The 26,660-nt window shown below is 62.1% G+C and carries 28 protein-coding genes and 1 tRNA gene; 16 read left to right on the top strand and 13 right to left on the bottom strand.

The features are described from left to right. Window positions 1-102: 102 nt before the first annotated feature. From J3R84_RS14185 to J3R84_RS14155, 7 genes are all read right to left on the bottom strand, one after another. Window positions 103-975, bottom strand: coding sequence for a 3-hydroxybutyryl-CoA dehydrogenase (locus tag J3R84_RS14185; RefSeq protein ID WP_038576434.1), 873 nt, complete (start codon window positions 973-975; stop codon window positions 103-105). A gap of 157 nt (window positions 976-1,132) precedes the next feature. Next, on the bottom strand, window positions 1,133-2,062 hold the full coding sequence (locus tag J3R84_RS14180; protein ID WP_107028036.1) for an electron transfer flavoprotein subunit alpha/FixB family protein: 930 nt from the start codon (window positions 2,060-2,062) through the stop codon (window positions 1,133-1,135). Between the two features lie 117 nt (window positions 2,063-2,179). Next, window positions 2,180-2,929, bottom strand: coding sequence for an electron transfer flavoprotein subunit beta/FixA family protein (locus J3R84_RS14175; RefSeq protein ID WP_025430629.1), 750 nt, complete (start codon window positions 2,927-2,929; stop codon window positions 2,180-2,182). Between the two features lie 288 nt (window positions 2,930-3,217). Then, a complete protein-coding gene (locus J3R84_RS14170; RefSeq protein WP_025424628.1) occupies window positions 3,218-4,012 on the bottom strand; it encodes a rhomboid family intramembrane serine protease in 795 nt (264 codons plus the stop codon). A 137-nt stretch (window positions 4,013-4,149) separates the two neighbouring features. Next, a complete protein-coding gene (locus tag J3R84_RS14165) occupies window positions 4,150-4,728 on the bottom strand; it encodes a cob(I)yrinic acid a,c-diamide adenosyltransferase (protein ID WP_025424627.1) in 579 nt (192 codons plus the stop codon). 16 nt (window positions 4,729-4,744) lie between these two features. Continuing rightward, window positions 4,745-4,948 carry a twin transmembrane helix small protein gene (locus tag J3R84_RS14160; protein WP_025424626.1) on the bottom strand — a complete coding sequence of 68 codons (204 nt, stop codon included), beginning with the start codon at window positions 4,946-4,948 and terminating at the stop codon, window positions 4,745-4,747. Window positions 4,949-4,971: 23 nt separating this feature from the next. Beyond that, the gene (locus J3R84_RS14155; protein ID WP_025424625.1) at window positions 4,972-5,805 is read right to left on the bottom strand and encodes an SDR family oxidoreductase; all 834 of its coding nucleotides are present in this window, start codon (window positions 5,803-5,805) and stop codon (window positions 4,972-4,974) included. A gap of 183 nt (window positions 5,806-5,988) precedes the next feature. Here J3R84_RS14155 and J3R84_RS14150 point away from each other — a divergent pair, with 183 nt between their 5' ends. Next, a complete protein-coding gene (locus tag J3R84_RS14150) occupies window positions 5,989-6,870 on the top strand; it encodes a YihY/virulence factor BrkB family protein (RefSeq protein WP_025424624.1) in 882 nt (293 codons plus the stop codon). A gap of 6 nt (window positions 6,871-6,876) precedes the next feature. On the opposite strand, the gene gluQRS is transcribed toward J3R84_RS14150, so the two are convergent. Further along, window positions 6,877-7,767: a tRNA glutamyl-Q(34) synthetase GluQRS gene (gene gluQRS / locus J3R84_RS14145; RefSeq protein WP_025424623.1), complete on the bottom strand. Its 891-nt coding sequence runs from the start codon at window positions 7,765-7,767 to the stop codon at window positions 6,877-6,879. Between the two features lie 54 nt (window positions 7,768-7,821). Here gluQRS and J3R84_RS14140 point away from each other — a divergent pair, with 54 nt between their 5' ends. Further along, on the top strand, window positions 7,822-8,469 hold the full coding sequence (locus J3R84_RS14140; protein ID WP_025424622.1) for a DNA-3-methyladenine glycosylase family protein: 648 nt from the start codon (window positions 7,822-7,824) through the stop codon (window positions 8,467-8,469). A gap of 107 nt (window positions 8,470-8,576) precedes the next feature. After that, the gene (locus tag J3R84_RS14135; protein WP_025424621.1) at window positions 8,577-9,134 is read left to right on the top strand and encodes an HNH endonuclease; all 558 of its coding nucleotides are present in this window, start codon (window positions 8,577-8,579) and stop codon (window positions 9,132-9,134) included. A 117-nt stretch (window positions 9,135-9,251) separates the two neighbouring features. Here the strand turns inward: J3R84_RS14135 and J3R84_RS14130 are convergent, their stop codons facing one another. Next, window positions 9,252-9,761: a disulfide bond formation protein B gene (locus J3R84_RS14130; protein ID WP_025424620.1), complete on the bottom strand. Its 510-nt coding sequence runs from the start codon at window positions 9,759-9,761 to the stop codon at window positions 9,252-9,254. Window positions 9,762-10,085: 324 nt separating this feature from the next. On the opposite strand from J3R84_RS14130, the gene J3R84_RS14125 reads away from it, so the two are divergent. Together J3R84_RS14125 and J3R84_RS14120 are read left to right on the top strand one after the other, a co-directional pair. After that, window positions 10,086-10,170: transfer RNA gene (locus J3R84_RS14125), tRNA-Leu, on the top strand. Between the two features lie 254 nt (window positions 10,171-10,424). Then, window positions 10,425-12,074, top strand: a complete 1,650-nt coding sequence (locus tag J3R84_RS14120) for an AMP-binding protein (RefSeq protein WP_025424564.1) — start codon at window positions 10,425-10,427, stop codon at window positions 12,072-12,074. Window positions 12,075-12,080: 6 nt separating this feature from the next. Here J3R84_RS14120 and J3R84_RS14115 read toward each other — a convergent pair whose 3' ends face one another. The 3 genes from J3R84_RS14115 to secA form a co-directional block, all read right to left on the bottom strand. After that, on the bottom strand, window positions 12,081-13,355 hold the full coding sequence (locus J3R84_RS14115; RefSeq protein ID WP_203529712.1) for a GNAT family N-acetyltransferase: 1,275 nt from the start codon (window positions 13,353-13,355) through the stop codon (window positions 12,081-12,083). Continuing rightward, on the bottom strand, window positions 13,352-14,773 hold the full coding sequence (locus J3R84_RS14110) for a lipopolysaccharide biosynthesis protein (protein WP_038575631.1): 1,422 nt from the start codon (window positions 14,771-14,773) through the stop codon (window positions 13,352-13,354). The genes J3R84_RS14115 and J3R84_RS14110 overlap by 4 nt, the downstream gene beginning before the upstream one ends. A gap of 241 nt (window positions 14,774-15,014) precedes the next feature. Then, window positions 15,015-17,729, bottom strand: a complete 2,715-nt coding sequence (gene secA / locus J3R84_RS14105; protein WP_025424561.1) for a preprotein translocase subunit SecA — start codon at window positions 17,727-17,729, stop codon at window positions 15,015-15,017. A gap of 244 nt (window positions 17,730-17,973) precedes the next feature. Here secA and J3R84_RS14100 point away from each other — a divergent pair, with 244 nt between their 5' ends. From J3R84_RS14100 to J3R84_RS14075, 6 genes are all read left to right on the top strand, one after another. After that, complete coding sequence (locus tag J3R84_RS14100) at window positions 17,974-18,831, top strand: peptidylprolyl isomerase (RefSeq protein ID WP_025424560.1); 858 nt, start codon at window positions 17,974-17,976, stop codon at window positions 18,829-18,831. A gap of 132 nt (window positions 18,832-18,963) precedes the next feature. Continuing rightward, window positions 18,964-20,205: a bifunctional glutamate N-acetyltransferase/amino-acid acetyltransferase ArgJ gene (gene argJ / locus J3R84_RS14095; protein ID WP_025424559.1), complete on the top strand. Its 1,242-nt coding sequence runs from the start codon at window positions 18,964-18,966 to the stop codon at window positions 20,203-20,205. A gap of 109 nt (window positions 20,206-20,314) precedes the next feature. Further along, window positions 20,315-21,133: a GNAT family N-acetyltransferase gene (locus J3R84_RS14090; protein WP_203529710.1), complete on the top strand. Its 819-nt coding sequence runs from the start codon at window positions 20,315-20,317 to the stop codon at window positions 21,131-21,133. A 3-nt stretch (window positions 21,134-21,136) separates the two neighbouring features. Beyond that, window positions 21,137-21,550 (top strand): 8-oxo-dGTP diphosphatase MutT, encoded by a 414-nt coding sequence (mutT, locus tag J3R84_RS14085; protein WP_025424557.1) that lies wholly within the window; start codon window positions 21,137-21,139, stop codon window positions 21,548-21,550. A 180-nt stretch (window positions 21,551-21,730) separates the two neighbouring features. Continuing rightward, window positions 21,731-22,051 carry a hypothetical protein gene (locus J3R84_RS14080; RefSeq protein ID WP_025424556.1) on the top strand — a complete coding sequence of 107 codons (321 nt, stop codon included), beginning with the start codon at window positions 21,731-21,733 and terminating at the stop codon, window positions 22,049-22,051. A gap of 74 nt (window positions 22,052-22,125) precedes the next feature. Continuing rightward, window positions 22,126-22,299, top strand: coding sequence for a Flp family type IVb pilin (locus J3R84_RS14075; RefSeq protein ID WP_063963353.1), 174 nt, complete (start codon window positions 22,126-22,128; stop codon window positions 22,297-22,299). 120 nt (window positions 22,300-22,419) lie between these two features. Here J3R84_RS14075 and J3R84_RS14070 read toward each other — a convergent pair whose 3' ends face one another. After that, window positions 22,420-23,298, bottom strand: a complete 879-nt coding sequence (locus J3R84_RS14070) for a methyltransferase domain-containing protein (RefSeq protein WP_025424555.1) — start codon at window positions 23,296-23,298, stop codon at window positions 22,420-22,422. A 124-nt stretch (window positions 23,299-23,422) separates the two neighbouring features. Between J3R84_RS14070 and J3R84_RS14065 the strand changes: the two genes are divergently transcribed. The 5 genes from J3R84_RS14065 to J3R84_RS14045 all read left to right on the top strand — a co-directional run bounded on the left by J3R84_RS14065 (window position 23,423) and on the right by J3R84_RS14045 (window position 26,597). Further along, window positions 23,423-24,199: a ComF family protein gene (locus J3R84_RS14065; RefSeq protein ID WP_025424554.1), complete on the top strand. Its 777-nt coding sequence runs from the start codon at window positions 23,423-23,425 to the stop codon at window positions 24,197-24,199. A gap of 47 nt (window positions 24,200-24,246) precedes the next feature. Further along, a complete protein-coding gene (grxC, locus tag J3R84_RS14060; RefSeq protein ID WP_038575627.1) occupies window positions 24,247-24,504 on the top strand; it encodes a glutaredoxin 3 in 258 nt (85 codons plus the stop codon). 114 nt (window positions 24,505-24,618) lie between these two features. Continuing rightward, the gene (locus tag J3R84_RS14055; protein ID WP_025424552.1) at window positions 24,619-25,476 is read left to right on the top strand and encodes a carbon-nitrogen hydrolase family protein; all 858 of its coding nucleotides are present in this window, start codon (window positions 24,619-24,621) and stop codon (window positions 25,474-25,476) included. Continuing rightward, window positions 25,473-25,901 (top strand): DUF1178 family protein, encoded by a 429-nt coding sequence (locus J3R84_RS14050; RefSeq protein WP_057217349.1) that lies wholly within the window; start codon window positions 25,473-25,475, stop codon window positions 25,899-25,901. Before J3R84_RS14055 ends, J3R84_RS14050 begins: the two co-directional genes overlap by 4 nt. 129 nt (window positions 25,902-26,030) lie before the next feature. After that, window positions 26,031-26,597 (top strand): GNAT family N-acetyltransferase, encoded by a 567-nt coding sequence (locus J3R84_RS14045; RefSeq protein ID WP_025424550.1) that lies wholly within the window; start codon window positions 26,031-26,033, stop codon window positions 26,595-26,597. Window positions 26,598-26,660: the final 63 nt, after the last annotated feature.

Genomic DNA, 26,660 nt, shown 5'->3' with positions numbered 1-26,660 from the left:
TAAGCTAAGTTACCAGTATGGCGAGCAAATTCCTTGTCGCGCAAGATGTAGGGTTGTGGATCCCGCGGAGATTGGACGTTCTTACTTGAACAGAATCCAGACCTAGCGGGTCGGCACCGGCACGTCGCCGCGGTAGTCGTAGAAGCCGCGGCCGGACTTGCGGCCGAGCCAACCAGCTTCGACGTATTTTACCAGGAGCGGGCAGGGGCGGTATTTCGAGTCCGCCAAGCCGTCGTGCAGGACCTGCATGATCGACAGGCAGGTGTCGAGACCGATGAAGTCGGCGAGCTGCAGCGGACCCATCGGGTGGTTGGCGCCGAGCTTCATGGCGGTGTCGATCGCCTCGACCGTGCCGACGCCCTCATAGAGGGTGTAGATCGCCTCGTTGATCATCGGCAGCAGTATGCGGTTGACGATGAAGGCCGGGAAGTCTTCGGCGACCGTGACGGTCTTGTCGAGCGTGCCGACAAATTCCTTGGCGGCCTTGAACGTGCCTTCGTCCGTGGCGATGCCGCGCACGAGCTCGACCAGCTTCATCACCGGAACCGGGTTCATGAAGTGGATGCCCATGAACTTTTCCGGACGGTCGGTCGCAGATGCAAGGCGGGTGATCGACAGCGAAGAGGTGTTGGTCGCAAGCAGCGCTTCCGGCTTCATGATCGGGCATACCTGGCCGTAGATCTTGCGCTTGATGGTTTCGTCCTCGGTGACGGCCTCGATGACGAGGTCCACCTGCGACAGGTCGTTGATGTCGGACGAGCCCTTGATCAGCGCCAGCGCGCTCTTGCGAGCCTCGTCGGTCATCTTGCCTGATGACACCTGGCGGGCAAGGTTGCCGTTGACGGTGGCGAGGCCCGCCTCGATGCGATCAGCGGCAAGATCGTAGATCTGCACCTTGTATCCGGCCATCGCCGAAACATGCGCAATGCCGCAGCCCATTTGCCCGGCACCAATAACTCCGACCGTCTTGATCATCGCGGCGAACATCCATCTTCAAGAATTTTGGCGGCCGTGCCGCCGTCACATACGAAAATACCGGGCCGGTCTGGCCGGCCCGGTAGATTGTTAATGCCAAGTCCGCGCTTTTGCCAGCCCTTTTCCTTGAGGCTCGGGAAGTGCGGTTGGCGAATGGTTACAGCGCCTTTTCGAGCTCCGGCAGGGCTTCGAACAGGTCGGCGACGAGGCCGTAGTCGGCAACCTGGAAGATCGGCGCCTCCTCGTCCTTGTTGATGGCGACGATCACCTTTGAGTCCTTCATGCCGGCCAGATGCTGGATCGCACCGGAGATGCCGCAGGCAATGTAGAGATCGGGGGCGACCACCTTGCCGGTCTGGCCGACCTGCCAGTCGTTTGGGGCATATCCGGCGTCGACCGCCGCGCGCGATGCACCGACGGCTGCACCGAGCTTGTCGGCAACCGGCAGGATCACTTCCTTGAATTTTTCCGACGAGCCGAGTGCACGGCCACCCGAGATGATGATCTTGGCCGAGGTCAGCTCCGGACGATCCGACGACGACAGCGCGTCGGCAACGAAGGTCGACAGACCCGGATTGGCCGCAGCCGCGATCGTCTCGAGCGAAGCCGAGCCACCTTCGGCAGCGGAGGCGAACGAGGCGGTGCGCACGGTGATGACCTTTTTCGCTTCCGTCGTCTGCACCGTCTGGATGGCGTTGCCGGCATAGATCGGACGCTTGAAGGTATCGGACGAGACCACCTCGGTGATTTCGGAAACCTGGGCAACATCGAGAAGCGCTGCAACCCGCGGCAGGACGTTCTTGCCGACCGAAGTGGCAGCAGCAAGGATGGTGTCGTAATTGCCCGACAGCGAAACGATCAGCGCCGCCAAGGGTTCGGCCAGATTGTTGGCAAGGCTTGCATCCTCGGCCACCAGCACCTTGGCAACGCCGGAAAGCTTGGCGGCCTGGTCGGCAGCCGCCTTGGCACCGGCACCGGCCACCAGCACATGCACGTCGCCGCCGATTTTGGCGGCCGCCGTCAGCGCCTTTGCGGTCTGGTCGGAAAGGTGGCTGCCGTCGTGGTCAGCCAGAAGCAGAATAGCCATGGTTTTGTTCTCCCTTTCGGTTCGAGCTCAACGATCCCTTGGCGATCGGAGCTCAACGGTTCTGACGTGGTTCATGCGTTTGTCCGCAAACCGGTTCCCACTTTGCGGAAGCATGAACTAGAGCACGCCGGCTTCGGTCTTGAGCTTTTCGACCAGTTCGGCCACCGACTTGACCTTGATGCCGGCCTTGCGGCCTTCCGGCTCCTCGGTCTTCAGCACCTTCAGCCGCGCGGTCGTGTCGACACCGAAGTCGGCAGGGGTCTTTTTGTCGAGCGGCTTCTTCTTCGCCTTCATGATGTTGGGAAGCGAGGCATAACGCGGCTCGTTCAGGCGCAGGTCGGTGGTCACCACCGCCGGCAGCTTGATGTCGATCGTCTGCAGGCCGCCGTCGACTTCACGCGTCACCGTTGCCTTGCCGTCACCGATCTCGACCTTGGAGGCAAAGGTGCCCTGGGCCCAGCCCAAGAGCGCCGACAGCATCTGGCCGGTCTGGTTCGAATCGTCATCGATCGCCTGCTTGCCGACGATGATCAGCCCCGGCTGTTCGGCCTCGGCCACACCCTTGACGATCTTGGCAACAGTGAGCGGCTCGACCTGGTCGTCGGTCTCGACCAGGATCGCCCGGTCGGCGCCCATGGCGAGCGCCGTGCGCAGCGTTTCCTCGGCCTTGGCCGGACCGACCGAGACGACCACGACCTCGTCGGCCTTGCCGGCTTCCTTCAGCCGCAGCGCCTCTTCCACCGAGATCTCGTCGAACGGGTTCATCGACATCTTCACGTTGGCAAGCTCGACACCCGAGCCGTCAGCCTTCACCCGGATCTTGACGTTGTAGTCAACCACCCGCTTGACCGTCACAAGTATTTTCATGGATTCTTCCCTCCAAGAGCTTTCGCAGGAAAATGCGCCTTAACGGAGCCGCCTGATTGTCGGTTGGCGACATCGATACGCGTTTTTTCTCCAATTACAATCACTGTGCATGACGCTAAATCGATATAATCCCGAGAATTGGAATAACGTTTACGTACACGTAAGAAAGTGAGCTGACAAGACCTCTTCGCAGATGCGGCATGACGGTTCTTTCGCGATCATGCGGCGACGATCAAGCCTTTGAAATGGTGACGAAACCGGGGCGCTGGAAATGCCAAGCCGGCGGTTTCAAACGGTTGGTCGACCCCAGGGTGTCGGCGGCTTCCGCGTTTCCGGCGTGGGTTGCGGCGTGACGACGACGGACTCCACCTTATGCTCGACGGCGCGCGGCGTGACGATCGTCCGGTCGAAGAGCGGCACGCCGCGGCGTCGCAAAATGACCACGAGGACAAGCCCGGCAACGATGCCGCCGACATGGGCGCTCCACGAGACGCCGCTGCCCGGATCGACCACCAGCATGAAGAATTGCTGCCCGATCCAGAAGGCGAGCGGAATGGCCGCCGGCAGGGGCAGGGGGATGCGGAAAAACACCAGCACCCAGACGCGCACCTTCGGATGCAACAGGAAATAGGCGGCGACCACGCCGGAGATCGCACCCGATGCGCCGATCAGAGGCGCTTCCGATGCCGGGTCGAACAGGCCATGGGCCAAGGCCCCGGCAGCGGCACAGGCAAGGTAGAACAGCAGAAAGCGAAAGTGCCCGAGCGCATCTTCGACATTGTCGCCGAACACCCAGAGAAACAGCATGTTCATCGCCAGATGCATGAAGCCGCCATGCAGGAAGGAATAGGTGATGAAGGTGAAACCGTCGGGCACGATGATCAGCGACGGATCGAGCTGGGCATAATCGAAGATGAGCGCCGGGATATAGCCGAAGCCCAGAAGCGTCGCGTTGGCGAACTCTTCCGTGGCGATCGGCCCGGTTATCAGCCAAACAACGATGTTGATGACAATCAGGCTGATCGTCACATACTGAACCTTGATGTGCTTCAGGGTGTTCTTATCGTGAAGCGGTATGAACATGCGGTCTCCCGAAGCGTGATTCTACGGCGCCGCGCCTGTCCAGACGCGCAATGGTCGCCGTAACACTTTGTTTTACTGCACAGTCTCACCTTTTAATCGAGCCCGACTTAAGGGTGAGATTGTGCAGTGGGGAAACGTTATCTGTTTTTGCCGGGAATCCAAAGGACGTCGGCATGGCCCTTGTCGTTTGCCCAACGGGCGGCGACGAACAGGAAATCCGACAGCCGGTTGATATATGCGATCGCCTCGCGGCTGACGATTTCGGCTTCGAGCTGGGCAAGTGCCACCATCTGCCGTTCGGCACGCCGGGCGACGGTTCGCGCCACATGCAGTGCGGCCGATGCGGCGCTGCCGGCCGGCAGAACGAAGGAGCGCAGGGGTTCGAGATCGGCGTTCAGCCGATCGATTTCGGTTTCGAGCCAGGTGACTTGGCTTGCGACGATGCGAAGCGGCTCGTATTCCGGCTTCTCGCCGGTGTCGGGTGTCGCGAGATCGGCGCCGAGATCGAAGAGATCGTTCTGGATCCGCATCAAGGTGGCATCGAGATCGGCGACATCGGCGGTGTGTTGCCGGGCAAGCCCGACAAAGGCGTTGGTCTCGTCGACTGCGCCATAGGCATCGACCCTGAGATCGCTCTTCAGGCGGCGCGGACCGGAGACGAGCCCGGTGGTGCCGTTGTCGCCCGTCCGGGTGTAGATCTTGTTGAGCTTGACCATGGTGTCGTCACGTTCCTTAGGCGGGGCGGCCGCCGCCGGTGATCCATAGCGTCAGCATGATCAATACGATCGCGACTGCCTGCAGCAGTACACGGGCCTGCATCAGCTTGTTGGATTTGCTGCTGCTGCCACCCCTCATCATGTTCAAGAGGCCGCGGATCAGAACGATGACGACCAGCCCCATGACGAACAGGGTCAGGCCGGTGACGAAACTGGACATCGAATGCTCCCTTGCGTTTTCACTCAGCCGAGTCGGCCGATAATGCGGTAAAACAATGCTGCCGGCAGGAGCTTCTTCAGGAACGCGCCCTGCTTGGCGGGCCTTGTTACAATATAGTGCGGTTTCGGTCTCTTTGCCGCCAGCGCGTGCTTTAGGACTGCATATACGGCATCCGGTCCAAGCTTGCCCGCGACCGGTTTGCTCTCGCCTTTCAGGCGACGCATCTGCCGCTCGTACTCGGCGCGGTGGACCGAATTCTTCAGGTCGATGAAGCGCTCGATATAGGTCACGGCATTGGCGGTGAATTTCGAGGCGATCGGCCCCGGCTCGATCAGGCTGACCTTGATGCCACTTCCGGCGAGTTCCATTCTCAGGGTCAGCGACAGCGCCTCGATCGCAAACTTCGATGCGTTATAGGCGCCGCGCCAGCGGTAGGGCACAATGCCGAGGATGGAGGAGCATTGCACGATGCGGCCGCTTCCGCGCGCCCGCATGGCGGGGATCACCCGGCGCGTCAGGTCGTGCCAGCCGATGACATTGGTTTCGAGCTGCAGCCGGAGCGCCTCGGTCGGCAGGTCCTCGACCGCGCCGGCTTGGCCGTAGGCGCCGTTGTTGAACAGCGCATCGATGCGCCCGCCCGAGCGCGCCATCACCGCTTCGACCAGGGCGGCGATCGTTTCCGGCTTGGTATAGTCCATCAGGAAGGTCTCGATGCCTTGGCTTTCAAGGGCGCCTCGATCTTCGTCACGGCGCACGGTCGCAAACACCCGCCAGCCGTCCGCATGCAGCGCGTGGGCGCAATGGGCGCCGATCCCGGATGAACAACCGGTGACAATGATTGTGGGACGATCGGACATCCTGTCGATTCCTGTAGCAATCCTGCCCCCGTTTCCCATATTCATCGGCGGGATACAATTGAATTGCGCGAGCCGAAACCCGTGTACGCTGTCGCGGTCGGACGAGCGTCAATGCCATGGAACGGCGCCGCAGGATCCGCATGCGAAGGCACGCGACCGCGGCGCCACTGGGCCGGAGTGGAAATGCCAGCGTTTATTCGCATCACCTGGAAAGTCGTGTTCGATGCGCTATGGCACTTCAGTCTGGACGACGGCTGGGCCATGGCGAGCCATGTGGCGCTTTCGTCCCTGCTTGCTGTCTTCCCCTTCCTGATTTTCGGCACGGCGCTCGGCAGCTTCCTTGGTGCCGATCAGTTTGCCGAGACTGCGGTCCATCTCATTTTCGACGCCTGGCCGGAATCGATCGCTACCCCGATCGCCAACGAGATCGTCCAGGTGTTGACCATTCCGCGTGGCGGCCTGTTGACCGTTTCGGTGCTCGCGGCCGCCTATTTCGCCTCGAATGGGGTCGAGGCCTTGCGGGTCTCGCTCAACCGCGCCTACCGGGTGACGGAAAGCCGCTACTGGTATGTGACGCGCCTTGCCAGCCTCGGGTTTGTGATTGCCGGGGTGCTGATCCTGGCGGCGCTGAGCATCCTGCTCGTCGCCGTGCCGCTGGCGCTTCGTTATGCCGGCGAATGGCTGCCCTGGCTCGACGGCGTGCTGGCAACCGTCGACAACTGGAGTCTGCCACTGGCCCTGGTCGTGGTGACGGGCGGGCTCCTGGTGTCGCATCTCTGGCTACCGGACGGTCACCGCAAAGTGATTGACGTGCTGCCCGGTATTTTCTTGACGCTGCTCTGCTGGACGATCGGCGGCTACACCTTCGCCTATTATCTTTCGACCTTTGCGACCTATGTCTCGACCTATGCCGGTCTCGCTTCGATCATGATCGTACTGGTGTTCCTCTATATGGTCGCGGCGATCTTCATCATCGGCGCAGAGATCAATGCGGCGATCCTCAAATACCGGGTCAAGCGCATGGTGCGGCGCAGCTTCCAGAGCCCCCGCACTACCGAGGACTGAATTCCATCAGAGGACCAAAGCACGGATGTCGGCCGGCGAGCGGCCGGCCTCGCGGAAGGCCGAGATGCCAGTGTCACGATTGCTCTTGGAAAGCTTGCGGCCGTCGGCGCCGAGCAGCAGGCGGTGATGGTGGTAGACCGGCTCCGGCAGGTCCAGCAGCCGCTGCAGCAGGCGGTGCACCGCGGTTGCATGATAAAGGTCGCGGCCGCGCACCACGTGCGTTATGCCTTGCAGTGCATCGTCGACGATAACAGACAGATGGTAGCTCGACGGCGCATCGGAGCGCGACAGGATGATGTCGCCCCAGGCCGCCGGATCCGCCGTTATGAGGCCCGTCTCTCCATCTGGCCCGCTGCCGGTTTCCTGCCAGGTCAGCGGCGGTGCGCCCGCCGCAAGCACCGCCTTTTTCATGTCCAGCCGCCAGGCATGGGGCTTGTCGCCGGCAACGATGGCATTGCGCGCATCGGCCCCCAGATCGCGCTCGCGCTCTGGGTAGAGCGGCGCGCCGTCCGGATCGCGCGGCCAGGCATTGCCGCGGGCTTCGGCATCGGCAACCGCCGCCTTGATCTCGCCGCGTGACAGGACCGAGGGATAGACGAGGCCCATGTCGTTCAGCCGCTGGAGTGCGGACGCATATAGGTCGAGGTGGTCCGATTGCCGGCGCACCGGCTGTTCCCATTCAAGCCCGAGCCAGGCGAGATCGCTAGAGATCGCGGCCTCGAATTGCGGATGGCAGCGCGTCCGGTCGATATCCTCGATGCGCAACAGGAACCGTCCGCCCGACGCTTTTGCCATATCGTGGTTGAGGATTGCCGACAGCGCGTGGCCCAGATGCAAAAGGCCGTTCGGGCTCGGTGCGAAACGGAAAACGGGTTGCGTGGATGACGTGTCTGCCATCGTTTCCCTTTGGCATGGAAGCGGTATAAAAATCATCCGCTTTTTGGAGGCGCCATGCGGATCATCCGAACACATGAGGACATCGAGGCGGGGCTTGCCGGCCTGATGATGCTCGACGCCCGTCTCGAACATGTCGTGGCCAGGGCCGGGCCGGTGCCGCTCAGGCGAACCGACCCAGGCTATCGTGGTATCGCCAGCATCATCGTGTCGCAGATGGTATCGAAGGCAAGCGCTGCGGCGATCTGGAAACGCATGGAAGCCTCGCTCGGCGAGATTACCGCACCTGCCGCCCTGACGCTCAGCGACGAGGATTGCCGGGCGATCGGGCTTTCCCGCGCCAAGGCCGATGCGCTGAGGCGGGTTGCGCAGGTGGTCGTTGCCGGCGAAATCGACCTCGACGCGATCTGCAATGTCGAAGCCCCGGAGGCGATCCGCGAGCTGACGACCATCAAGGGCGTCGGCCGCTGGACGGCGGAGGTCTATCTCTTGTTTTGTGCCGGGCATCCGGATGTCTTTCCATCCGGCGATGTCGCGCTTCAGAACGCGATCGGCCACGGGCTCGGTCTCGAACTGCGCCCGACCGCCCGCGAGATTGATTCGCTGGCCGCGTCCTGGGCGCCTTGGCGCAGCGTCGCGGCACGTCTGTTCTGGGCCTATTACGCCCAAGAAATGCGGCGGGATGCTGTTCCTGTGACACCTTGAAGGAAAAAGCGAATCCGTTGTTCGCTTTTTTCTTTCCGGCTTCACAATCCTGTTGCAACGGGCCTAATATAGAAGGTGCAGATGCCGAATCGATCAGGAGAATACGCTTGACGATTGCAGTCTCACCGCAGGCCTTACCAGCGCTCGTCTTGAACGCTGACTATCGGCCGCTGAGTTATTACCCCTTGTCGCTCTGGTCCTGGCAGGACGCGATCAAGGCCGTCTTCCTTGACCGTGTGATTATCCTTGCGGAATACGAGCATTCGGTCTCCTCGCCCAGCTTCTCGATGCGGTTGCCGAGCGTGGTTTGCCTCAAGAGCTACGTGCAGCCGTCGCGTCATCCGGCGTTCACCCGGTTCAACGTCTTCCTGCGCGACAAGTTCGAATGCCAGTATTGCGGCACGCCCGACGACCTGACCTTCGACCACGTGGTGCCCCGCGCCCATGGTGGCCAGACGACCTGGGAAAACGTCGTTGCGGCCTGCTCGCCCTGCAATTTGCGCAAGGGCAGCAAGCTGCCGAAGCAGGCCGGCATGTTCCCGCACCAGAGGCCCTACCAGCCAACGGTGCAGGACCTGCACAACAATGGCCGGCTTTTCCCGCCGAACCACCTGCATGAAAGCTGGATGGACTATCTCTACTGGGATGTCGAACTGCAGCCCTGAGGCATTTGGACCATTGCTTTCTGGACGAAGTCCGGCCCTGAGCTGGGGCATGGAGCACGCCGCGTGATCCTTCATCATGCGGCGTTACTTTTGGGTCGGCCGTTCCGGCCTCGCAGATCAGGCCTTTGCGGCGCCGCGCAAGGCGATCGCTGCAAAGATCAGGCTGGCAATCACGTTCCAACCGGCAAAGGACAAGCCGAGCACCCGAAGCGCCGCCTCGGTGCAGGACGGGCCGTGCTTGGAATCGAGGTCGCCCAGGAGATCGCCGACATTGGACGATACGCCCTGCGCTGTCGTGGCGCAGGTCGACGGACCTTCCCAGAAGCCCCATTCGGCGCCCGAGTGATAGACGCCCATGCCGGCGCCGACGAGCATCAGGATGCCGATCGCCAGAAGCAGGGTGCGCGTCGTCCAGGTCGGCAGCTTCAAGGCGCTGGTGATAACAGCCAGAATGCCGAGCGGAATGCCGTAGTAGTAGGGATCGCGCTGCAGCAGGCAGAGCGCACAGGGGATATATCCGCCGATATGCTCGAAACCGAGCGCACCGCCGACGGTCGCCGCCATGCCGAGCGTCAGGAGAACGGCGATGAACAGGTGGTGGCGGGTAGCGGTGGAAGCGTCGATCATGCGTACCTCATGCTGGAAAGCATAACGGATCAGTATCCGGCATATGCTGCATTGCAACTGAATAAGGCCTTCTTAGGTGCGACGGAGCGTGCTGTAAATCGCGTCCTCTGCGTCATGTTTGCACGCTTTCGTGATTGTCGCTCCGCCAAGCCGTGTCGCGATCTCTTGGGATCGCTTGCCGCACGTTTGCGTTCCTGCTTTTGTGCATGCCGTAGTCGCAAAACCGGTGCACACTTTTGGGCGACGTGCTTTCGTTGAAATTGATGGTTGACCACGGCAAAAACCTTCGTGTAAATCCCAGCCGCTGATATCTTATATCCCTGAGCCCCATTGGCGGAATTGGTAGACGCGCTCGACTCAAAATCGAGTTCCGAAAGGAGTGCTGGTTCGACCCCGGCATGGGGCACCATCACTCAGTTTTTCCCGCACCGGTCGATCCCGCATCCCATCTTTGACGTCCGTGAGTGGCGAATCTGTCTACTGCCCGCTTGATGCGAGCCACTGCAACAGGGGCGCCATCGGCAACATCCTGCTGACCATCCTCGGGCCTGCAATCGTGGCGCTGACATAGACAGTGAGGTCGCCCTCGTCATGCCGGGTCATTGAACAGAGGCGGGCGAAGATGTTAGGTGCAGTGCAGCAGAAGTCTGTTGCGGCGGGGCCATGTTACCGACAATCGAGAATTACGACGAACTCTACGGCGCTTTCCAGTGGCAGATCCCCGAGAAGTTCAACATCGGCGTTGCGGTGAGCGATGCCTGGGCGGCAAAAGAGCCGGAGCGCATCTGCCTTCAGCATTTCAACCCGGATGGCGGCCATCGAACGCTGACTTACGGCGCCTTCTCCCAGCAATCCTCGGCCTGCGCGCGCGGGCTTGAACGCCAGGGGATCAGGCCGGGGGACCGGGTGGCGATATTGCTGCCACAAGGGTTCGAGGCTGCCATCGCGCACGCCGCCATCTACAAGCTCGGCGCGATCGCCCTGCCGCTGGCCCTGCTGTTTGGAGTAGAGGCGTTGGAGTACCGCCTGCTGGACGCAGGTGCTGCGGCAATCGTCACCAATGCTTTCGGTCATGAGCGGGTCGCGGCCATCCGTGACCGGCTGCCGGATCTACGGCTGGTCGTGCTGGCCGGCGCCGAACGCGTTCCCGGCACGCTCGACTTCACCGACCTTGCCTCAGGCGATGCCGATGGTTTTGTTGCCGCCGATACCACGCCCGACGATGCGGCATTGATGATCTACACCTCAGGGACGACAGGGCCGCCCAAGGGCGCGCTGCATGGCCACCGGGTGCTGCTCGGCCATCTGCCGGGGTTTCAGTTTCACCATCATTTCCTGCCGCAACCGGGTGATCGGATGTGGACGCCTGCGGACTGGGCCTGGGCGGGCGGATTGCTGAACGCGCTCTTGCCTTCGCTGCTGCTCGGCGTCCCCGTCGTCTCGTCACCGGCGCAGAAGTTCGATCCGGACACCGCCTTTCGCATTCTGGAAGAGATGGATGTCCGCAACGCCTTCATTCCGCCGACGGCGCTGCGGCTGATGAAGGCGATCGAAATGCCACGCGAGCGATATCGTCTCAACCTCAGAACCATCGGCTCGGCCGGCGAGGCGCTCGGGCGCGAAACCTTCGAATGGGCCAGGGCCGCGCTCGGCCTCGATGTCAGCGAGTTCTATGGCCAGACGGAGTGCAACATCGTCATTTCGTCCGCCGCTGATCTCGGTGTGGTAAAGCCTGGCTCGATGGGCAAGGCGGCGCCGGGGCATCGCGTGGCGATCATCGATGCCGACGGCCGGGAGTTGCCGGCGGGAGCCGTCGGCCAGGTGGCGATCCGACGGCCGGATCCGGTGATGTTTCTCGGCTACTGGAAGAACGACAAGGCCACCGAAGCAAAGTTCATCGGCGACTGGATGACAACCGGCGACCAGGGCGTGATGGACGGCGAAGGTTATTTCACCTTCTTCGGGCGCGATGACGACGTGATCACCTCTTCGGGCTATCGCATCGGTCCTGGAGAGATCGAGGACTGCCTTGCCGGCCATCCGGATGTGCAGCTGGCCGCGGCCGTCGGAAAGCCCGACGCGCTGCGCACGGAAATCGTCAAGGCCTATGTCGTTCTGAGACCGGGTGTGGCTGGCGACGAAAAGACGGCCCAGTCCGTCCGCGACTGGGTGAAGACGCGGCTGTCGATGCACGAATATCCGCGCGAGATCGCCTTCGTAGACAGCCTGCCGCTGACGACATCGGGCAAGGTCATTCGCCGGTTCCTGCGCGAGCGGGCAGCGGCGGAGCCGCCGCACTCACCCTCGGCCTGAACGAGGTCACCGCCCGGCGAGCGCCTTGATCTTTTCGCGCAGCATCCGCGCCATGTTGCGGGTGTTGCGGTAGAGGTGCAGCTGGGCAGCGACCTGGCGGACGTCGCGGTCGCGCGTCTGCTGCAGGCCGATGACGAGTGTTCCCATCTCTTCGCGTTCCTGCCAGAAGCGGCTCATGATCGGGTGGTCGGGAACGGCGCAGGAATCCGAGCGGGCGATGTTGGCGTCATCGAGGTGCCATTCGGTCAGCTCCGCCAGCAGCAGCTTGCCGGGCGAAAACTTCGCGTAACGTTCGTCGTAGGCCGTCTTCCATGTATAGGCCTCGCCCGACATCAGGAACACCACCATCGAGGCGATCGCCTTGCCGTCGAGATCGAGCGTGTGGATGCGGACGCTGTCTGCTTCGGCGAGGTTGGTGATTGCCTCGCGGGCAAAGGCTGCGCGGAACCGGTCCAGCACCATGGCGCTCCGCTCGCGACCCTTCCAGCCGGACGCTTCCAGCGCAAGGAACTCCTCCATGCGAATGCGGATCTCGCTCGGCTGGCGCGCGACCGAATAGGCAAGCTGCCCGCGTTTTTCCAGCTGATTCCATTGGCGTCGCAATTCGCGGAAATGTGCCGGGCTGATCGATTTCTTCAGATAAGTCGGACCGTCGAGCAGGCTTTCGAGCATCGGCCGGCTGAACGTGTCGGTTACCGTCAGCGGCAGGTTCCGGCCGATGGCGACGGCGCGCGCCAGCTGCGCGAACTTGCCCTTGAGGCGTAGATCCGGCAGCACGAGAACCGGGGGGAGGCTTGCCGACGGATTGGTCAGGGCCTCGAACAGGTTGTCGATGGTTTCGGCGGCGTCTTCGGCATCGAGCAGCGGCACGCCAAGCGGACCGAAGGGATTGGACCAGGCGCGGATGATCGAGGCGCCAGTCGAAAAACCGGGCTTCTCGATCGAATACGGCATCAGGAAGCGCATGCGGCTGCGGCGCTCGTCATTGTCCCTTATGATGGCCAGCCGGATCACGCGTTCCTCGAGCCTGGGCATCGCCGGCGCCAGGAAATGGCCGGTGAAGAACACGTTCGGCTCAAGCGCCCGGTTCGACAGGAAGTCGAGCTCACGCTGCAATTCGTAGCCGGCCTTGGCCGGGTAGATCGAAAGATGCCGTCCGGGGCGCCCGACCTCGAGCATGTGCTCGGCCTGCGGATGGGAGTGGCCCATCGGTGCCAGCCCGCCAAGAATGCGAGCAGCCCTATCGTCTGCGTCAGCGGGAAGATTGGTATTGCCGATCATGGATGGATCGCCCCGTTGTTGTCATGGCTCGAACGCCCGCTTGCGAAAGCGAAGAGTGCGAAGCCAAAGGTGCGCCTTACGGCGAAATGAAGCAGCATAGCCTCGACGAACATAGCACCGGCGGTTGCAAATGCAGCACCGGTTAGTCCGAAAAGTGGAATGAGGCACAAGTTTAGCGTGATGTTGGCCACCAGTGCGCCGGCGTAAAGGATCACGCAGAGCATCTGCTGGCCGGCCATCGTCAGCAGGATTTCGGCAGGTCCGATGAAGGCCTTGGCCATGATGCCGGCAAAGAGGATGGCCATCAGCGGCAGCCCGCCGAGGAAAGCGGGACCGAAGAGCGAGAGCAGGAAGGGGCCGGCAAGCAGGACCGCTGCGCCGACCATGAGCGACGGCCAGAATGCCCAGCGCGCGCTTTCGACGGCGATGCCTGCCAATTGCCTGCGGTCGCGTGCGGCCATGGCGCCTGCAATCCGTGGGCCGGCGGCCGCCTTGACTGCGAACATGACGAAGTGCACCAGCGCCATCGTCTTGGCGGCGGCGAAATAGACCGCGACATCGTCGGGCTTGAGATAGACGCCGACGATGACGACGTCGGAATTGGTGAGCAGGAAGCCAAAGCCGTCGATCAGGAAGATCGGCACCGCGACCTTGAGCCATCGTCCCATTTCGATGCGAAGCGGGCCGCTGACATAGCGCGAACGCAGGCGCCAGGTGAGGGCGAGGAATTGGCTGACGGTCGTGACATAGGCGGCGGCCATGGCTGCCGCGATGGCGGTCGGCGCCGTATGCGGCTCGCCCATCGTTGTTGCCAGCACCATGAAACCGAGCACAAGCAGCGGGCGAATGATGAATGTCGGGCTCATTGCCGAAAGCGGCCAGCCATGGGCGCGGGCGGTGCCGTCCATCACATCGCCAAGCGCGATCATCGGCAATGTGAACAGGCCGAGATAGAGCGGAACGAGATAGTAGTCCTCGATCCGGTCGGCGAAGAGCCACAACCCCAGGAAGCCGACGATGGCCAGTGTGCTTGCCGACATCAGCGCAAAGATCCGGGCGGTGGTCGTCAGCCCGCGAATTTCAGCGAGCGCGGAGGTTGCCTGATACTCAGGCAGGAAGCGGATGACGGCGGAATGGAAGCCGACGCAGGACAGGTTGCCGAACAGGATCACCAACACCCAGACGAAGACGAAGATGCCGTATTCGAACTCGCCCATCAGGCGTGCAAGAATGATCTGGGAGAGGAATGCGATTGCGGCGCTGAGGATGCGGATGACGAAGGCGACAAGCGCCATACGTCGCGCCGTATTCTTCGGGTCCTGTTCGGTCAGGGCGGCGACCAGCACGCCGATGAGCGGAGACAGGCGGTGTCGCAGCGCCGACGGCAGCATTCGTCCGGCTGTTTGACATACCGCCATGAACACGAGAACACCCTGAGATTACGCAATACAGGGTTTGGTTGTGCCAGATCAGCGTTAACAAACGGTTCAGTCGGGGTCCTTGCCTCAGGGAAAGGGGCCGATCGGATGCTGCTGGATCGCCGGCCGTGAGCACGATGGTCGAACGGCAAAGCGGGCAACTCTGTGCCTGGCGACAGGGCGGTCTGCGCGCTTTGCGGCCCCACAAACAAAAATGCCGCCCGGAGGCGGCATCTTCAGATCAGGCTTCGTAAATTCCGTGGCAATGCTTGTACTTCTTGCCGGAACCGCACGGGCAGGCTTCGTTGCGCGAGACCTTGCCCCAGGTCGACGGATCGGCCGGGTTGCGGTTTGCCGGTGCGACCGCCAGCAGCGAGTCGGAGCCGCGACCGAAATCGTCTTCGCCGGTCAGAGGGTCGATATGGTGACCTTCCATCAGCGGCGGCGCCGGCTGCGGCGCCTCGGCCGCTTCGCGGACCAATTCGACGCGCATGAGCTGGGCCGTCACGGCCTGGCGCAGGTTGCCGAGCAGGGCCTGGAACAGTTCGAAGGCCTCGGACTTGTATTCCTGCAGCGGGTCGCGCTGGGCATAGCCGCGGAAACCGATGACCGAACGCAGATGGTCGAGATTGACGATGTGTTCGCGCCAGAGGTGGTCGAGTGTCTGCAGGATGACCGAGCGCTCGACATATTGCATGATCTCGGGACCGAAACGCTCGGCACGGTCGGCAACCGCCTTGTCGGTGGCCGCCGTCACACGCTCGAGGATGTCCGCCTCGTCGATGCCTTCTTCGGCTGCCCATTCGGCGATCGGCAGGTCGAGGTTGAGGTACTGCTGCACGTCGGCCTTGAGGCCTTCGACGTCCCACTGCTCGGCATAGGCCCGCTCGGGGATGCGCTTGGAAACGATGTCCTCAATGACTTCGGTGCGCATGTCGGTGACGGTTTCGGTGACGCTCTCGGCATCCATCAGCTCGATGCGCTGCTCGAAGATCACCTTGCGCTGGTCGTTGAGCACGTCGTCGTACTTCAGAAGGTTTTTGCGGATGTCGAAGTTGCGGGCTTCGACCTTCTTCTGCGCACGCTCGAGCGCCTTGTTGATCCAGGGGTGGACGATCGACTCGCCTTCCTTGAGGCCGAGCTTCTGTAGCATGCCGTCCATGCGGTCGGAGCCGAAGATGCGCATCAGGTCGTCCTGAAGCGACAGGTAGAACTTGGACCGGCCGGGGTCGCCCTGACGGCCGGAACGGCCGCGCAGCTGATTGTCGATACGGCGGCTTTCGTGGCGTTCGGTGGCGAGAACATAAAGTCCGCCGGCTGCCAGCGCCTTTTCCTTCAGCTGCTGCACCTCGGCGCGGATCGCCTGTTCGCGGTCGTTGCGCTCGGGGCCGGGCTCGACCTCTGCGAGTTCCTGCTGGATGCGCATGTCGACGTTGCCGCCGAGCTGGATGTCGGTACCGCGACCGGCCATGTTGGTGGCGATCGTCACCGCACCCGGTACACCGGCCTGGGCCACGATGAAGGCTTCCTGCTCGTGATAGCGCGCGTTCAGCACCTGGAAGTTGTCGAACCCGGACTTCTTGAGCAGATCGGCAAGCTGTTCGGACTTCTCGATCGACGTGGTGCCGACCAGCATCGGCTGGCCGCGCTCGTGCGCCGACTTGATCTCGTCGATGATCGCCTTGAGCTTCTCGCCCTGCGTACGATAGACTTCGTCGTCCTCGTCGATACGCTTGATCGGCAGGTTGGTCGGAACTTCAATGACTTCCAGGCCGTAGATGTTGCCGAATTCTTCTGCTTCGGTGGAGGCCGTACCGGTCATGCCGCCGAGCTTGGAATACATGCGGAAATAGTTCTGGAAGGTGATCGAGGCGAGCGTCTGGTTCTCGGGCTGGATCTGCACCTTTTCCTTGGCTTCGAGCGCCTGGTGCTGGCCTTCGGAATAGCGGCGGCCCGGCATCATGCGGCCGGTGAACTCGTCGATGATGACGATCTCGTCGTTGCGTACGATGTAGTCCTTGTCGCGCTGGAACAGCTTGTGGGCCTTGAGCGCGTTGTTGACGTGGTGGACGATCGCAACGTTTTCGATGTCGTAGAGCGATTCACCCTTGAGCAGGCCGGCCTGCTTCAAGAGGTTTTCAAGCTTCTCGGTGCCTTCTTCGGAGAAGTTGGCTGAGCGCTGCTTCTCGTCGATCTCGTAGTCTTCCGGCGAGAGCATCGGAATGAACTCGTTGATCGTGTTGTAGAGATCGGAGCGGTCGTCGAGCGGGCCGGAAATGATCAGCGGCGTGCGCGCTTCGTCGACGAGAATCGAGTCCACTTCGTCGACGATGGCGAAGAAGTGGCCGCGCTGGACCATCTGCGCGCGCTCATACTTCATGTTGTCGCGCAGATAGTCGAAGCCGAGCTCGTTATTGGTTGCGTAGGTGATGTCGCAGGCGTAGGCCGCGTGGCGCTGGTCGTCGGTGAGGCCGTGGACGATCACGCCGGTCGACAGGCCGAGGAAGCTGTAGACGCGGCCCATGGTGGCGGCGTCGCGCTGGGCCAGGTAGTCGTTGACGGTGACAACGTGCACGCCCTTGCTGGCAAGCGCGTTGAGATAGACGGGCAGGGTCGCGACGAGTGTCTTGCCTTCGCCGGTCTTCATTTCGGCAATGGCGCGCTCATGCAGGATCATGCCGCCGACCAGCTGCACATCGAAGGGGCGCAGGCCGAGGACGCGGCGGGCCGCCTCGCGGGCAACGGCAAAAGCCGGTACCAGCAGATCGTCGAGCGTCTTGCCGTCTGCGAACTCTTGGCGGAACTCCACGGTCTTGGCGGCGAGTGCCTCATCCGACAAAGCCTTCATATCGGCTTCAAGAGCGTTGATGGCATCCACTCTGGCCTTGTAGCCACGCACACGGCGTTCGTTGGAGGAGCCAAACAACTTGCGGGCTAGGCCGCCGAGACTGACCATATGAATGGTCCTTTCTTTTTTGTTGCCTTGGGTTCCACTGGCCGCACCGTCAAAACCGCGCAATGCCGTGAAACGCCCGGAAACTGTTCTGGACGCGAGGTTGCGTGACAGATAAGAGGGGGGTCGAATTATGTCAACGCACTTGCGTGGCTGGACGGCTACAGAACCGCCACATTCTGGTGGTGTTCAGCCGCTACGAGCCCAATGCAATCGCGTTGACGGCCAAAGGTGAAAGGTTACGAGCATGTCGAAGTTTAAGACCCTGGCCGCTGCGGCCCTGGTTGCGGCGATCGCCGTTCATGGTGTCGCGCGCGCCGAAGATGCGGACCCTGTCATCGCCACGGTCGGTGGCGAAGAAGTGCGCCAGTCCGAGCTCAACCTCGCCCTTGGTGGTCTCGACCCGCAGCTGCAGCAGATGCCGGAAGAGCAGAAGCGCGCCGCAGCACTTTCGGCTGTCATCGACGTCAAGCTTCTGTCGAAGACGGCCGAGAAGGAAGGCCTTCAGGACGACGCGGCCTTCAAGCAGCGTCTGGCCTACCTGACCGAGCGCGAACTGCACAACGCCTTCTTCAAGAAGCACGTCGTCGACGCGATCACCAAGGAAGAGGTGAAGGCACGCTACGACAAGGAAATCGCCGCGGTTCCGGTGCAGGAAGAAATCAAGGCACGTCATATCCTCGTCAAGACCGAGGAAGAGGCCAAGGAAATCATCAAGGAACTCGACGCCGGCAAGAGCTTCGTCGAGCTGGCCAAGGCCAAGTCCTCCGATCCGAACAAGGATGACGGCGGTGACCTCGGCTACTTCACCAAGGGCCGCATGGTTCCTGAATTCGACGCCGTCGTGTTCACGCTCGATAAGGGCGCCTACACCAAGACGCCGGTGAAGACGCAATTCGGCTTCCATGTCATCCTGGTCGAGGACAAGCGTCCGCAGGCCCCGCCGGCGCTGGAGCAGGTCGAGCCGCAGGTTCGTCAGCTTGTCATGCGCGACAAATACGTTGAGCTTCTTACTGCTGCCAAGAAGGACGCCGGTGTCGAGATTTCCGATCCGGCTCTGAAGAAGGCCTACGACGAGGCCAACAAGGCGCAGGAAGCCAAGTAATTTCGACCGGCGGGTTGTGCTTTAGGCAAGGCTCGCCGATCTACGTTTCTTGTCGATGCCCGACGGCCCGAAAGCCGCTCGGGCATTTGTCGCAACGCCACCTTGACCCCACGTTCTTCACGCAGGTTTCCCATGTCCGGTTCCGTCTCTCCGCTCGCTCCGAAAACCTTTGCCGAAATGCCCGCCTTGCGCGGTGTTCGCATGGCAACTGCCGCCGCCGGCATCAAGTACAAGAACCGTACCGACGTGCTGATGATGGTTTTCGACAAGCCTGCGGCTGTTGCCGGCGTGTTCACCCGCTCCAAGTGCCCGTCAGCGCCTGTCGACTTCTGCCGCCAGAGCCTTGGCGGCGGCGTTGCGCGTGCGGTTGTCGTCAATTCCGGCAATGCCAATGCCTTCACCGGCAAGAAGGGCCGCGACGCGACGGAACTGACCGCGAAATCGGCGGCGAAGGCTGCCGGTTGCGCCGAGAGTGAGGTGTTTCTGGCCTCGACCGGCGTCATCGGCGAACCGCTGGACGCGACGAAGTTCGCAGGCGTGCTCGACGATCTCGCCGCTGCCGGCCGCGAAGACTTCTGGTTCGAGGCCGCCAAGGCGATCATGACCACGGACACCTATCCGAAGGTCGCCACCCGCAGCGCAGAGATCGACGGCGTGAAGGTGACGATCAATGGCATCGCCAAGGGTGCTGGCATGATTGCGCCTGACATGGCGACGATGCTCTCCTTCGTCGTTACCGACGCCGACATCGCGCCAGCGGCGCTGCAGGCGCTGCTTTCGGCCGGAGTCGGCCCGACGTTCAATTCGGTTACCGTTGATAGCGACACGTCGACGTCCGACACCCTGATGCTGTTTGCGACCGGTGCTGCTGCCGGCGATGGCCAGCGGAAAGTGACGGATGCTTCCGATGCGAAGCTCGACGCCTTCCGGGCGGCCCTCAACGATCTGTTGCGCGATCTGGCTCTCCAGGTCGTTCGCGACGGCGAAGGTGCGCGCAAGATGGTTGCCGTTACGGTGGAGGGTGCCGAGAACGACGCGGCCGCGAAGCGCATCGCGCTTTCGATCGCCAATTCGCCGCTGGTCAAGACCGCGGTTGCGGGTGAGGACGCCAATTGGGGACGCGTTGTCATGGCCGTCGGCAAGTCCGGCGAGATGGCCGAGCGCGACCGGCTGGCCATCTGGTTCGGCGATGTGCGGGTCGCCGTCGAGGGCGAGCGCGATCCTACCTATTCGGAAGCCGCCGCCACGGCGGTCATGAAGGCGCAGGATATCCCGATCCGCGTCGATATCGGGCTTGGTGCCGGACGTGCGACGGTCTTTACCTGCGACCTCACCAAGGAATATGTCGAGATCAACGGCGACTACAGAAGCTGACGTCTTCGCGCGCAGTCTTTTCCCCGGGGCTTGCAGCTCCCCCGGGGCTTGCAGCTCCCAAAGCTGCTCGCATTGTCGGTAATTGGTTTGGCCTGTTGGGGGTAAGCAGATGACATCGATCGAGACCCAGCCGTCCGCAGGCGATGCCGCGGCTGAAGGCAAGGACAAGCGGATGGTTGATCTTCCGAGCGTACGGCGGCTTGAGGCCGTCGGCTTTCGCGCCTGGCCGGCGGCGTCGGTCCATTATGACGGCAGCTGGCTGATCCGGCTGAATGCTGGCCACGATTCCAAGCGTCTCAATTCGGTCAACCCGCTCGATCCCTCCGATTACCGCGACATCCCTGTTCGATTGGAAAAGGCTGCCAGGCGCTTTGCCGACTACGACCGGCCACTGACCGTGCGACAGACGCCGCTGACGCCGCCGCAACTGATCGCCCACATGGATGCCGAAGGCTGGACCGCCTTCTCCCATAGCACCGTGATGATGGCTGATATCGCCGAGCGCGACTTTGGTGATGGCATTGACCATCTGCCGATCAAGGACGTCGGCCGCTTCGTCGACGCACGCATCCGCATCGGCAAGGAAGACCCCAAGACCAAGGCGGCACTGGCCGAGATCATCAATTCGATCAAGCCGGAGAGCGGGCTGTTCCTGTTCGAGGACGTGGAAAGCGGGCCGACGGCGGTATCGCTCGTCGTTCAGGACAACGATCTCGCGAGCATCATGCTGTTTGCCGTTGATGAGCATTTCCGTCGACAGGGGCTGGGCAAAGCCATGCTCGACGTTTCGTTGCGCTGGGCGCGCCTGCGCGGCGCCAAGAAGGCATGGCTACAGGTCGAGGCAACCAGCGAGGCGGCGTTGGCGCTTTATCGCAGCGCCGGTTTCCGCGATGTCTACAGCTATCTCTACCGCACGCCGAAAGCTTGAATGATGGACGCTATCGGAAAGAAGATCGTTCTCGTCGCGGCTTGCGCCTTGGTGGATTCTGATGGCCGCATCCTGCTGGCGCAGCGTCCTGAGGGCAAATCGCTTGCCGGCCTCTGGGAATTTCCCGGCGGCAAGGTGGAGCCCGGCGAGACGCCGGAGGAAACGCTGATCCGCGAACTGGACGAAGAACTCGGCATCCAGACCAAGGTTGCCTGCCTGGCGCCGCTGACCTTTGCCAGCCATACCTACGACGATTTTCACCTGCTGATGCCGCTCTATGTCTGCCGTCGCTATGAAGGCGTGGCGATTGGGCGGGAGGGCCAGGCGATCAAATGGGTGCGCTCCAAGGCACTGCGCGACTACCCGATGCCTCCTGCCGATGAGCCGCTCATCCCATTTCTTATGGATTTGCTCTGAACCTACCCAAAAACCGACCGATTATTAATCGATCGTTTATCTCCCTCCCGCAAAGATAACTTCAATTCAGTTTCGGTGCGTAACGTTCAGCGAGCGGCGTATCGGTTTCGGACAATGTGGCAAACGAAGCTTGGGAAGGATGCTCCCGTTCGCCGCACCTTCTGCGTTTGTGAGGCTTGGATGGTAGACGACGATTTCTGGAGGACGGTTCAGGAGAAGGACATGGCGACGAGCCAGTCCCGCCGGACAGGCGCGCTCAATCTGTCGCTGCTGTTTGGAACAGCGGTGATTGCACTGACGTTGATCCTGACACCGATGCTGTCCTCGAAGACGGACAAGCGCATGCTGGCGAACACGCCGGTGGACTACGACAATATTTCGACCGGCTCTATCCCCTCGAACGGCACCACCAAGCGCTATACCGTGCGCCGCAGCGTGCTTCAGGAAATGCCGGGTGCGGTCTGCATCATCGATGCCGACGGCAGCAAGAGTGGCTGCTGATCCGGGCGGCGCGTCGGACTGGTTCCTTGCGTGTCTGCCGGTCGGGAAGTGAGTTCCAACCGGGCTGGGGACCTATGGACACGTTGAAGCGCCTTATTCGCGATAGAAGCGCGGCCACAGCGATCGAGTACGGTCTCATCGCAGCGATCATTTCTGTCAGCCTGCTTCTCGGAATGGAGCAGATACAGGCAGCGCTTACGGCCATCTTCGAGCTGTTGACGACGACATTCCAGAACGCAATGAGTTGACGTTGATCGGACCGGACGCTTAGCGCGTTTCCGCTTTGGACGAGGTCGCAGAGCGCGCCACCTCTTTGTTTTTACGCATTTCCTGGCGGAAAACCGCTGGCACTTTTCCTGGAAATGCTCCTAGACCGGTCTTTCCTTCGTCCCAAGAGCCTCCGACAGCCGCTGTTTGGCAGAGCCCGGCTTCAGCGGTTTCTGCTGGCTTTCGTGCGGTGCCCAGCCTGAGAGGTAGACGACGGAGAAGGTCGCGCGGATGCGGCCGTCCGGGTCGGAGAAGCGCTCGGCATAGATTTCCGCAGCCCTCAGGAAAAAGCGCCGGGACACGGGTGTCCGGCTGCGCGCTGTAAGCGGGCTGGTCATGCCCATCGCCCGCAAATCCCGGATCAGCGCGAAGAGCGAATCGTAGCGCACCGTATAGGTCTCTGCGTCCGCCACCGGCAGGGCAAAGCCCGCCCGCTGCAGCAATGCGCCCATGTCGCGAACGTCGGCGAAGGGAACGACGCGCGGGCTTGCGCCCCCGGTCAGCTCGGCCTCGGCGGCAAGCAACGCCTCGCGCAACTCGTTCAGCGTTCCATTGCCGGGAATAGCTGCCAGGAACAACCCGTCCGGCTTCAGCGATCGGCGCGCCTGGATGAAGGCGCCGGGCGTGTCGTTGGTGAGATGCAGCGACAGCGGGGAGACGAGAAGATTGAGTGTCTCGGGCTCGGCCGGGATGCGCTCGAGTGGCGCAATCGCGACCGGCATGGCGGTCGTGCCGAAGCCTGGATCCGTTTCCACCCGCTCGACCGTTCCGACCTTGCCGGTTTCCAGAAGCCGAAGGGCTGTTGCGCCAGTGTAGCCGTGCAATTCCATAGCCCTGTCGAACTGTCGCTCGACGACGCTGACACGGTCGGCCAGCTCCTGTGCGACGATATCGAGGAGGAAGGCTGCCTTGGGGTCGGCATTGCGCAGCGCCCGGCGACGGTGGGCCTCGACAAGGCTCTGGTCAAAGATGATTTCCACGGTACTCTGCTCCGGCAGCATGATTGCTTCCCCGGATCGAAACCGATTAAGGGAGTAAACATGCAGAATTTCAAAGTGCTACAGCGTCCTGCAAAGAAACCCACACGACGGCAAAGTCAACCTCATGAACTGGGAAGAGCGGCAATTTGGCCTGGCGGATTGCCTGGCCTTTCTGCGGCGGATCGGCGTTGATCTCATCGACGTCGTATACCCGCCCGTCTGCTGCGGTTGTGGACGCCTGATGGGTCGTCACCGGGCCGTCTGTGCGCCCTGCTGGTCGACGCTTCAACTGCTCGAGCGGCCCTACTGCGAAATCCTCGGCCTGCCGTTTGCCCATGATCACGGCGAGGGAACGGTGTCGCCCGAGGCGATCGCCGATCCGCCGGTGTTCGACCGCCTGCGCTCCGTTGCGATCCACGAAGGCATCGCGCGTGAACTCGTGCATGGGCTGAAATATCGGGACCGCACCGATCTTGCTCCGATGATGGCGGAATGGATGGTCCGGGCGAGCGATGGTGCCGTCGCCTCCGCGGATGCGATCATCCCGGTGCCGCTGCATGCCTTCAGGCTCTGGGGGCGCAAATACAACCAGGCGGCAGAGCTTGCCCGTTCCGTCGCCGCACTGTCCGGGCGGCCCTACCTGCCGACAACGCTTCGCCGGATCAGGCGCACGACCAAGCAGGTCGGGCTCGGCGCCAAGGCGCGTGAAGACAATGTTCGCGGCGCCTTTGCCGTCACCGAAAGCGGCAAGCAAGGTCTCGTCGGAAAACGCATCGTTCTCGTCGATGATGTCTATACCACCGGCGCCACCGTTTCGGCCGCGACCCGCGCGCTGAAGCGGGCGGGGGCCGGCCACGTCACGGTTTTAACCTTTGCAAGAGCCATGTCCGGTCTTATATGACAAATGGAAGTCCGGCATCGTTGCCGGTGAAGGAGCGGTTAGGAAACATGGCTTCGGTCGTTATTTATACGCGTCAGTTCTGCGGCTATTGCTCGGCTGCCAAAAAGCTTCTGGAAACCAAGGGCGTCTCGTTCCTCGAGCATGATGCAACCTACGATCCGCAGGTGCGCCAGAAGATGATCGAGAAATCGCATGGCGGAACCACATTTCCGCAGATCTTCATCAACGATATCCATGTCGGCGGCTGCGACGATCTGCACGCGCTCGAGCGCGCCGGAAAGCTCGACGAAATGCTCGTCGCCTAGACCGTTGCCGCTTTGGATGGAGTGGCGAAGCGCTCCATCTCATAAGCTTTGCGCATTTCCGACGGAGAGCTGCTTCGTGCCTTTCCGGGAAATGCCCTGAGGAGCCAGACTGCGATGACATTCAAGGCTGCCGCCATCCAGATGTGTTCTGGCGTCGATCCGGCACGAAACGCCGAGACGATGGCACGGCTGGTGCGCGAGGCGGCTGGTCACGGGGCGATCTATGTCCAGACGCCGGAGATGACGGGTGCGCTCCAGCGCGATCGTGCCGGCTTGCGGGCCGTACTCAAGGACGAGGCAAACGATATTATCGTTCGCGAAGCGGCAGCGCTTGCTGGCGAACTCGGCATTCATCTGCATGTGGGCTCGACCGCCATTGCCCTTGCCGACGGCAAGATCGCCAATCGCGGTTTCCTCTTCGGTCCGGATGGGGTGAAAATCTGTGACTACGACAAGATCCACATGTTCGACGTCGATCTCGACAATGGCGAAAGCTGGCGCGAGAGCGCTGCTTACACCCCGGGCAGCACGGCACGCCTTGCCGACCTCGATTTCGGCAAATTGGGCTTTGCCATCTGCTACGATGTTCGCTTCCCCGAGCTGTTCCGCCAGCAGGCGGTTGCAGGCGCAGAGGTGATGTCGGTACCGGCCGCCTTCACCCGGCAGACGGGCGAAGCGCATTGGGAAATCCTGCTGCGCGCCCGTGCCATCGAAAACGGCTTCTTCGTCATCGCCGCTGCACAGGGCGGCGTGCATGAGGACGGGCGTGAGACCTTTGGCCATTCGATGATCGTCGACCCCTGGGGCAAGGTGCTCGCCGCAGCGGGTGCTGCCGGCGAGGGGATCGTGCTGGCTGAAATAGACGTGGCCGCCGTGCATGTGGCCCGCGCCAAGATCCCGAACCTCAGGAATGCCCGCAGCTTTGGGCTGGATCATGTCCTGCCGACCGGAAAAGGAGGCGTTGCCGCTTGATTCGCTACACGCTTTCCTGCGATCAGGGCCACGCTTTCGAGGGCTGGTTCTCGTCGAGTGACGATTTCGACCGCCAGATGGAGCGCAAGCTCGTCTCCTGTCCCACCTGCAATTCCACGTCGGTTGCCAAGCAACTGATGGCACCGTCGGTCGCGACCGCCCGCAAGAAGGAAGCGACGCGGGCATTGGTCATGGACCAGGCGCAGAAGGAAACCGTCGCGAAAATCCGCGAACTCGTCAAGGCGGTGCGCGACAATGCCGAGGATGTCGGTGACCGCTTTCCCGAAGAGGCCCGCAAGATCCACTATGGCGAGACGGATGGACGCGGCCTGATCGGCAAGGCGACCGTGGAAGAGGCTGTCGCGCTTCTCGAAGAGGGCATCGCGATCGCGCCACTGCCGGTGTTGCCCGACGAGGTCAACTGACCTGCAGAGCGCAATGCCTGCTCGCGCCACCGACTTTCAGCGCTCTCAGGCGAAATCTAGCAAACACCCTTTAAAAACAGATCGTTGGTTCCCATTTCCGGATCTTTGTAATCCGGGATTTTGAGCGCTATGGATCTTTCCGACCTTCGCATTTCCACCGACCGCCTGACGATCAGGCATTTTGCGCCTGAGGATTTCGACGGGTTCCATGCCTATCACCGGCTGCCGGAGGTTTACCGCTATCTCTATGCCAATCCGCTTGACGAGGACGGCGCGCGCGCAAAATTCGCCAAGGCGAGCGACCCGCGTCTCGATGCGGATGGCGATGTCGCGGTTTTTGCGGTCGAACGGAGGCAGGATGGCGCGCTTGTCGGCGAGGTGCTGTTGAAGCTCGCCAGCAAGGCGGCGCGGCAGGCTGAAGCCGGCTACATCTTCAATCCGGCATTTTCGGGCAAGGGCTATGCCACCGAAGCGATGCGGGCAGTGCTCGACCTGGGTTTCTTCCAATTGAACTTCCACCGGATCTTTGCCCGTCTCGACCCGCTCAACGCCGGTTCCGTCGGGGTCGTCGAGCGGCTCGGCATGCGCCGTGAGGCGCATCTGATCCAGAACGACCTGTTCAACGGCCAATGGGGGGACGAGTTCATCTACGCGCTGCTTCAGCATGAGTGGCAGGCGCGGCCGAAGGTGGCTTGAGGCGCTACAGCGCCGTGCGTCAAATATGACGCACAAAGGACGCTGTAGCGTTTTAAACTTGCT

The organism is Ensifer canadensis, assembly GCF_017488845.2.
Classification (GTDB): domain Bacteria; phylum Pseudomonadota; class Alphaproteobacteria; order Rhizobiales; family Rhizobiaceae; genus Ensifer; species Ensifer canadensis.
The sequence above is the reverse complement of the archived record's forward strand: the minus strand, read 5'-3'. Positions and strand labels throughout refer to the sequence as shown.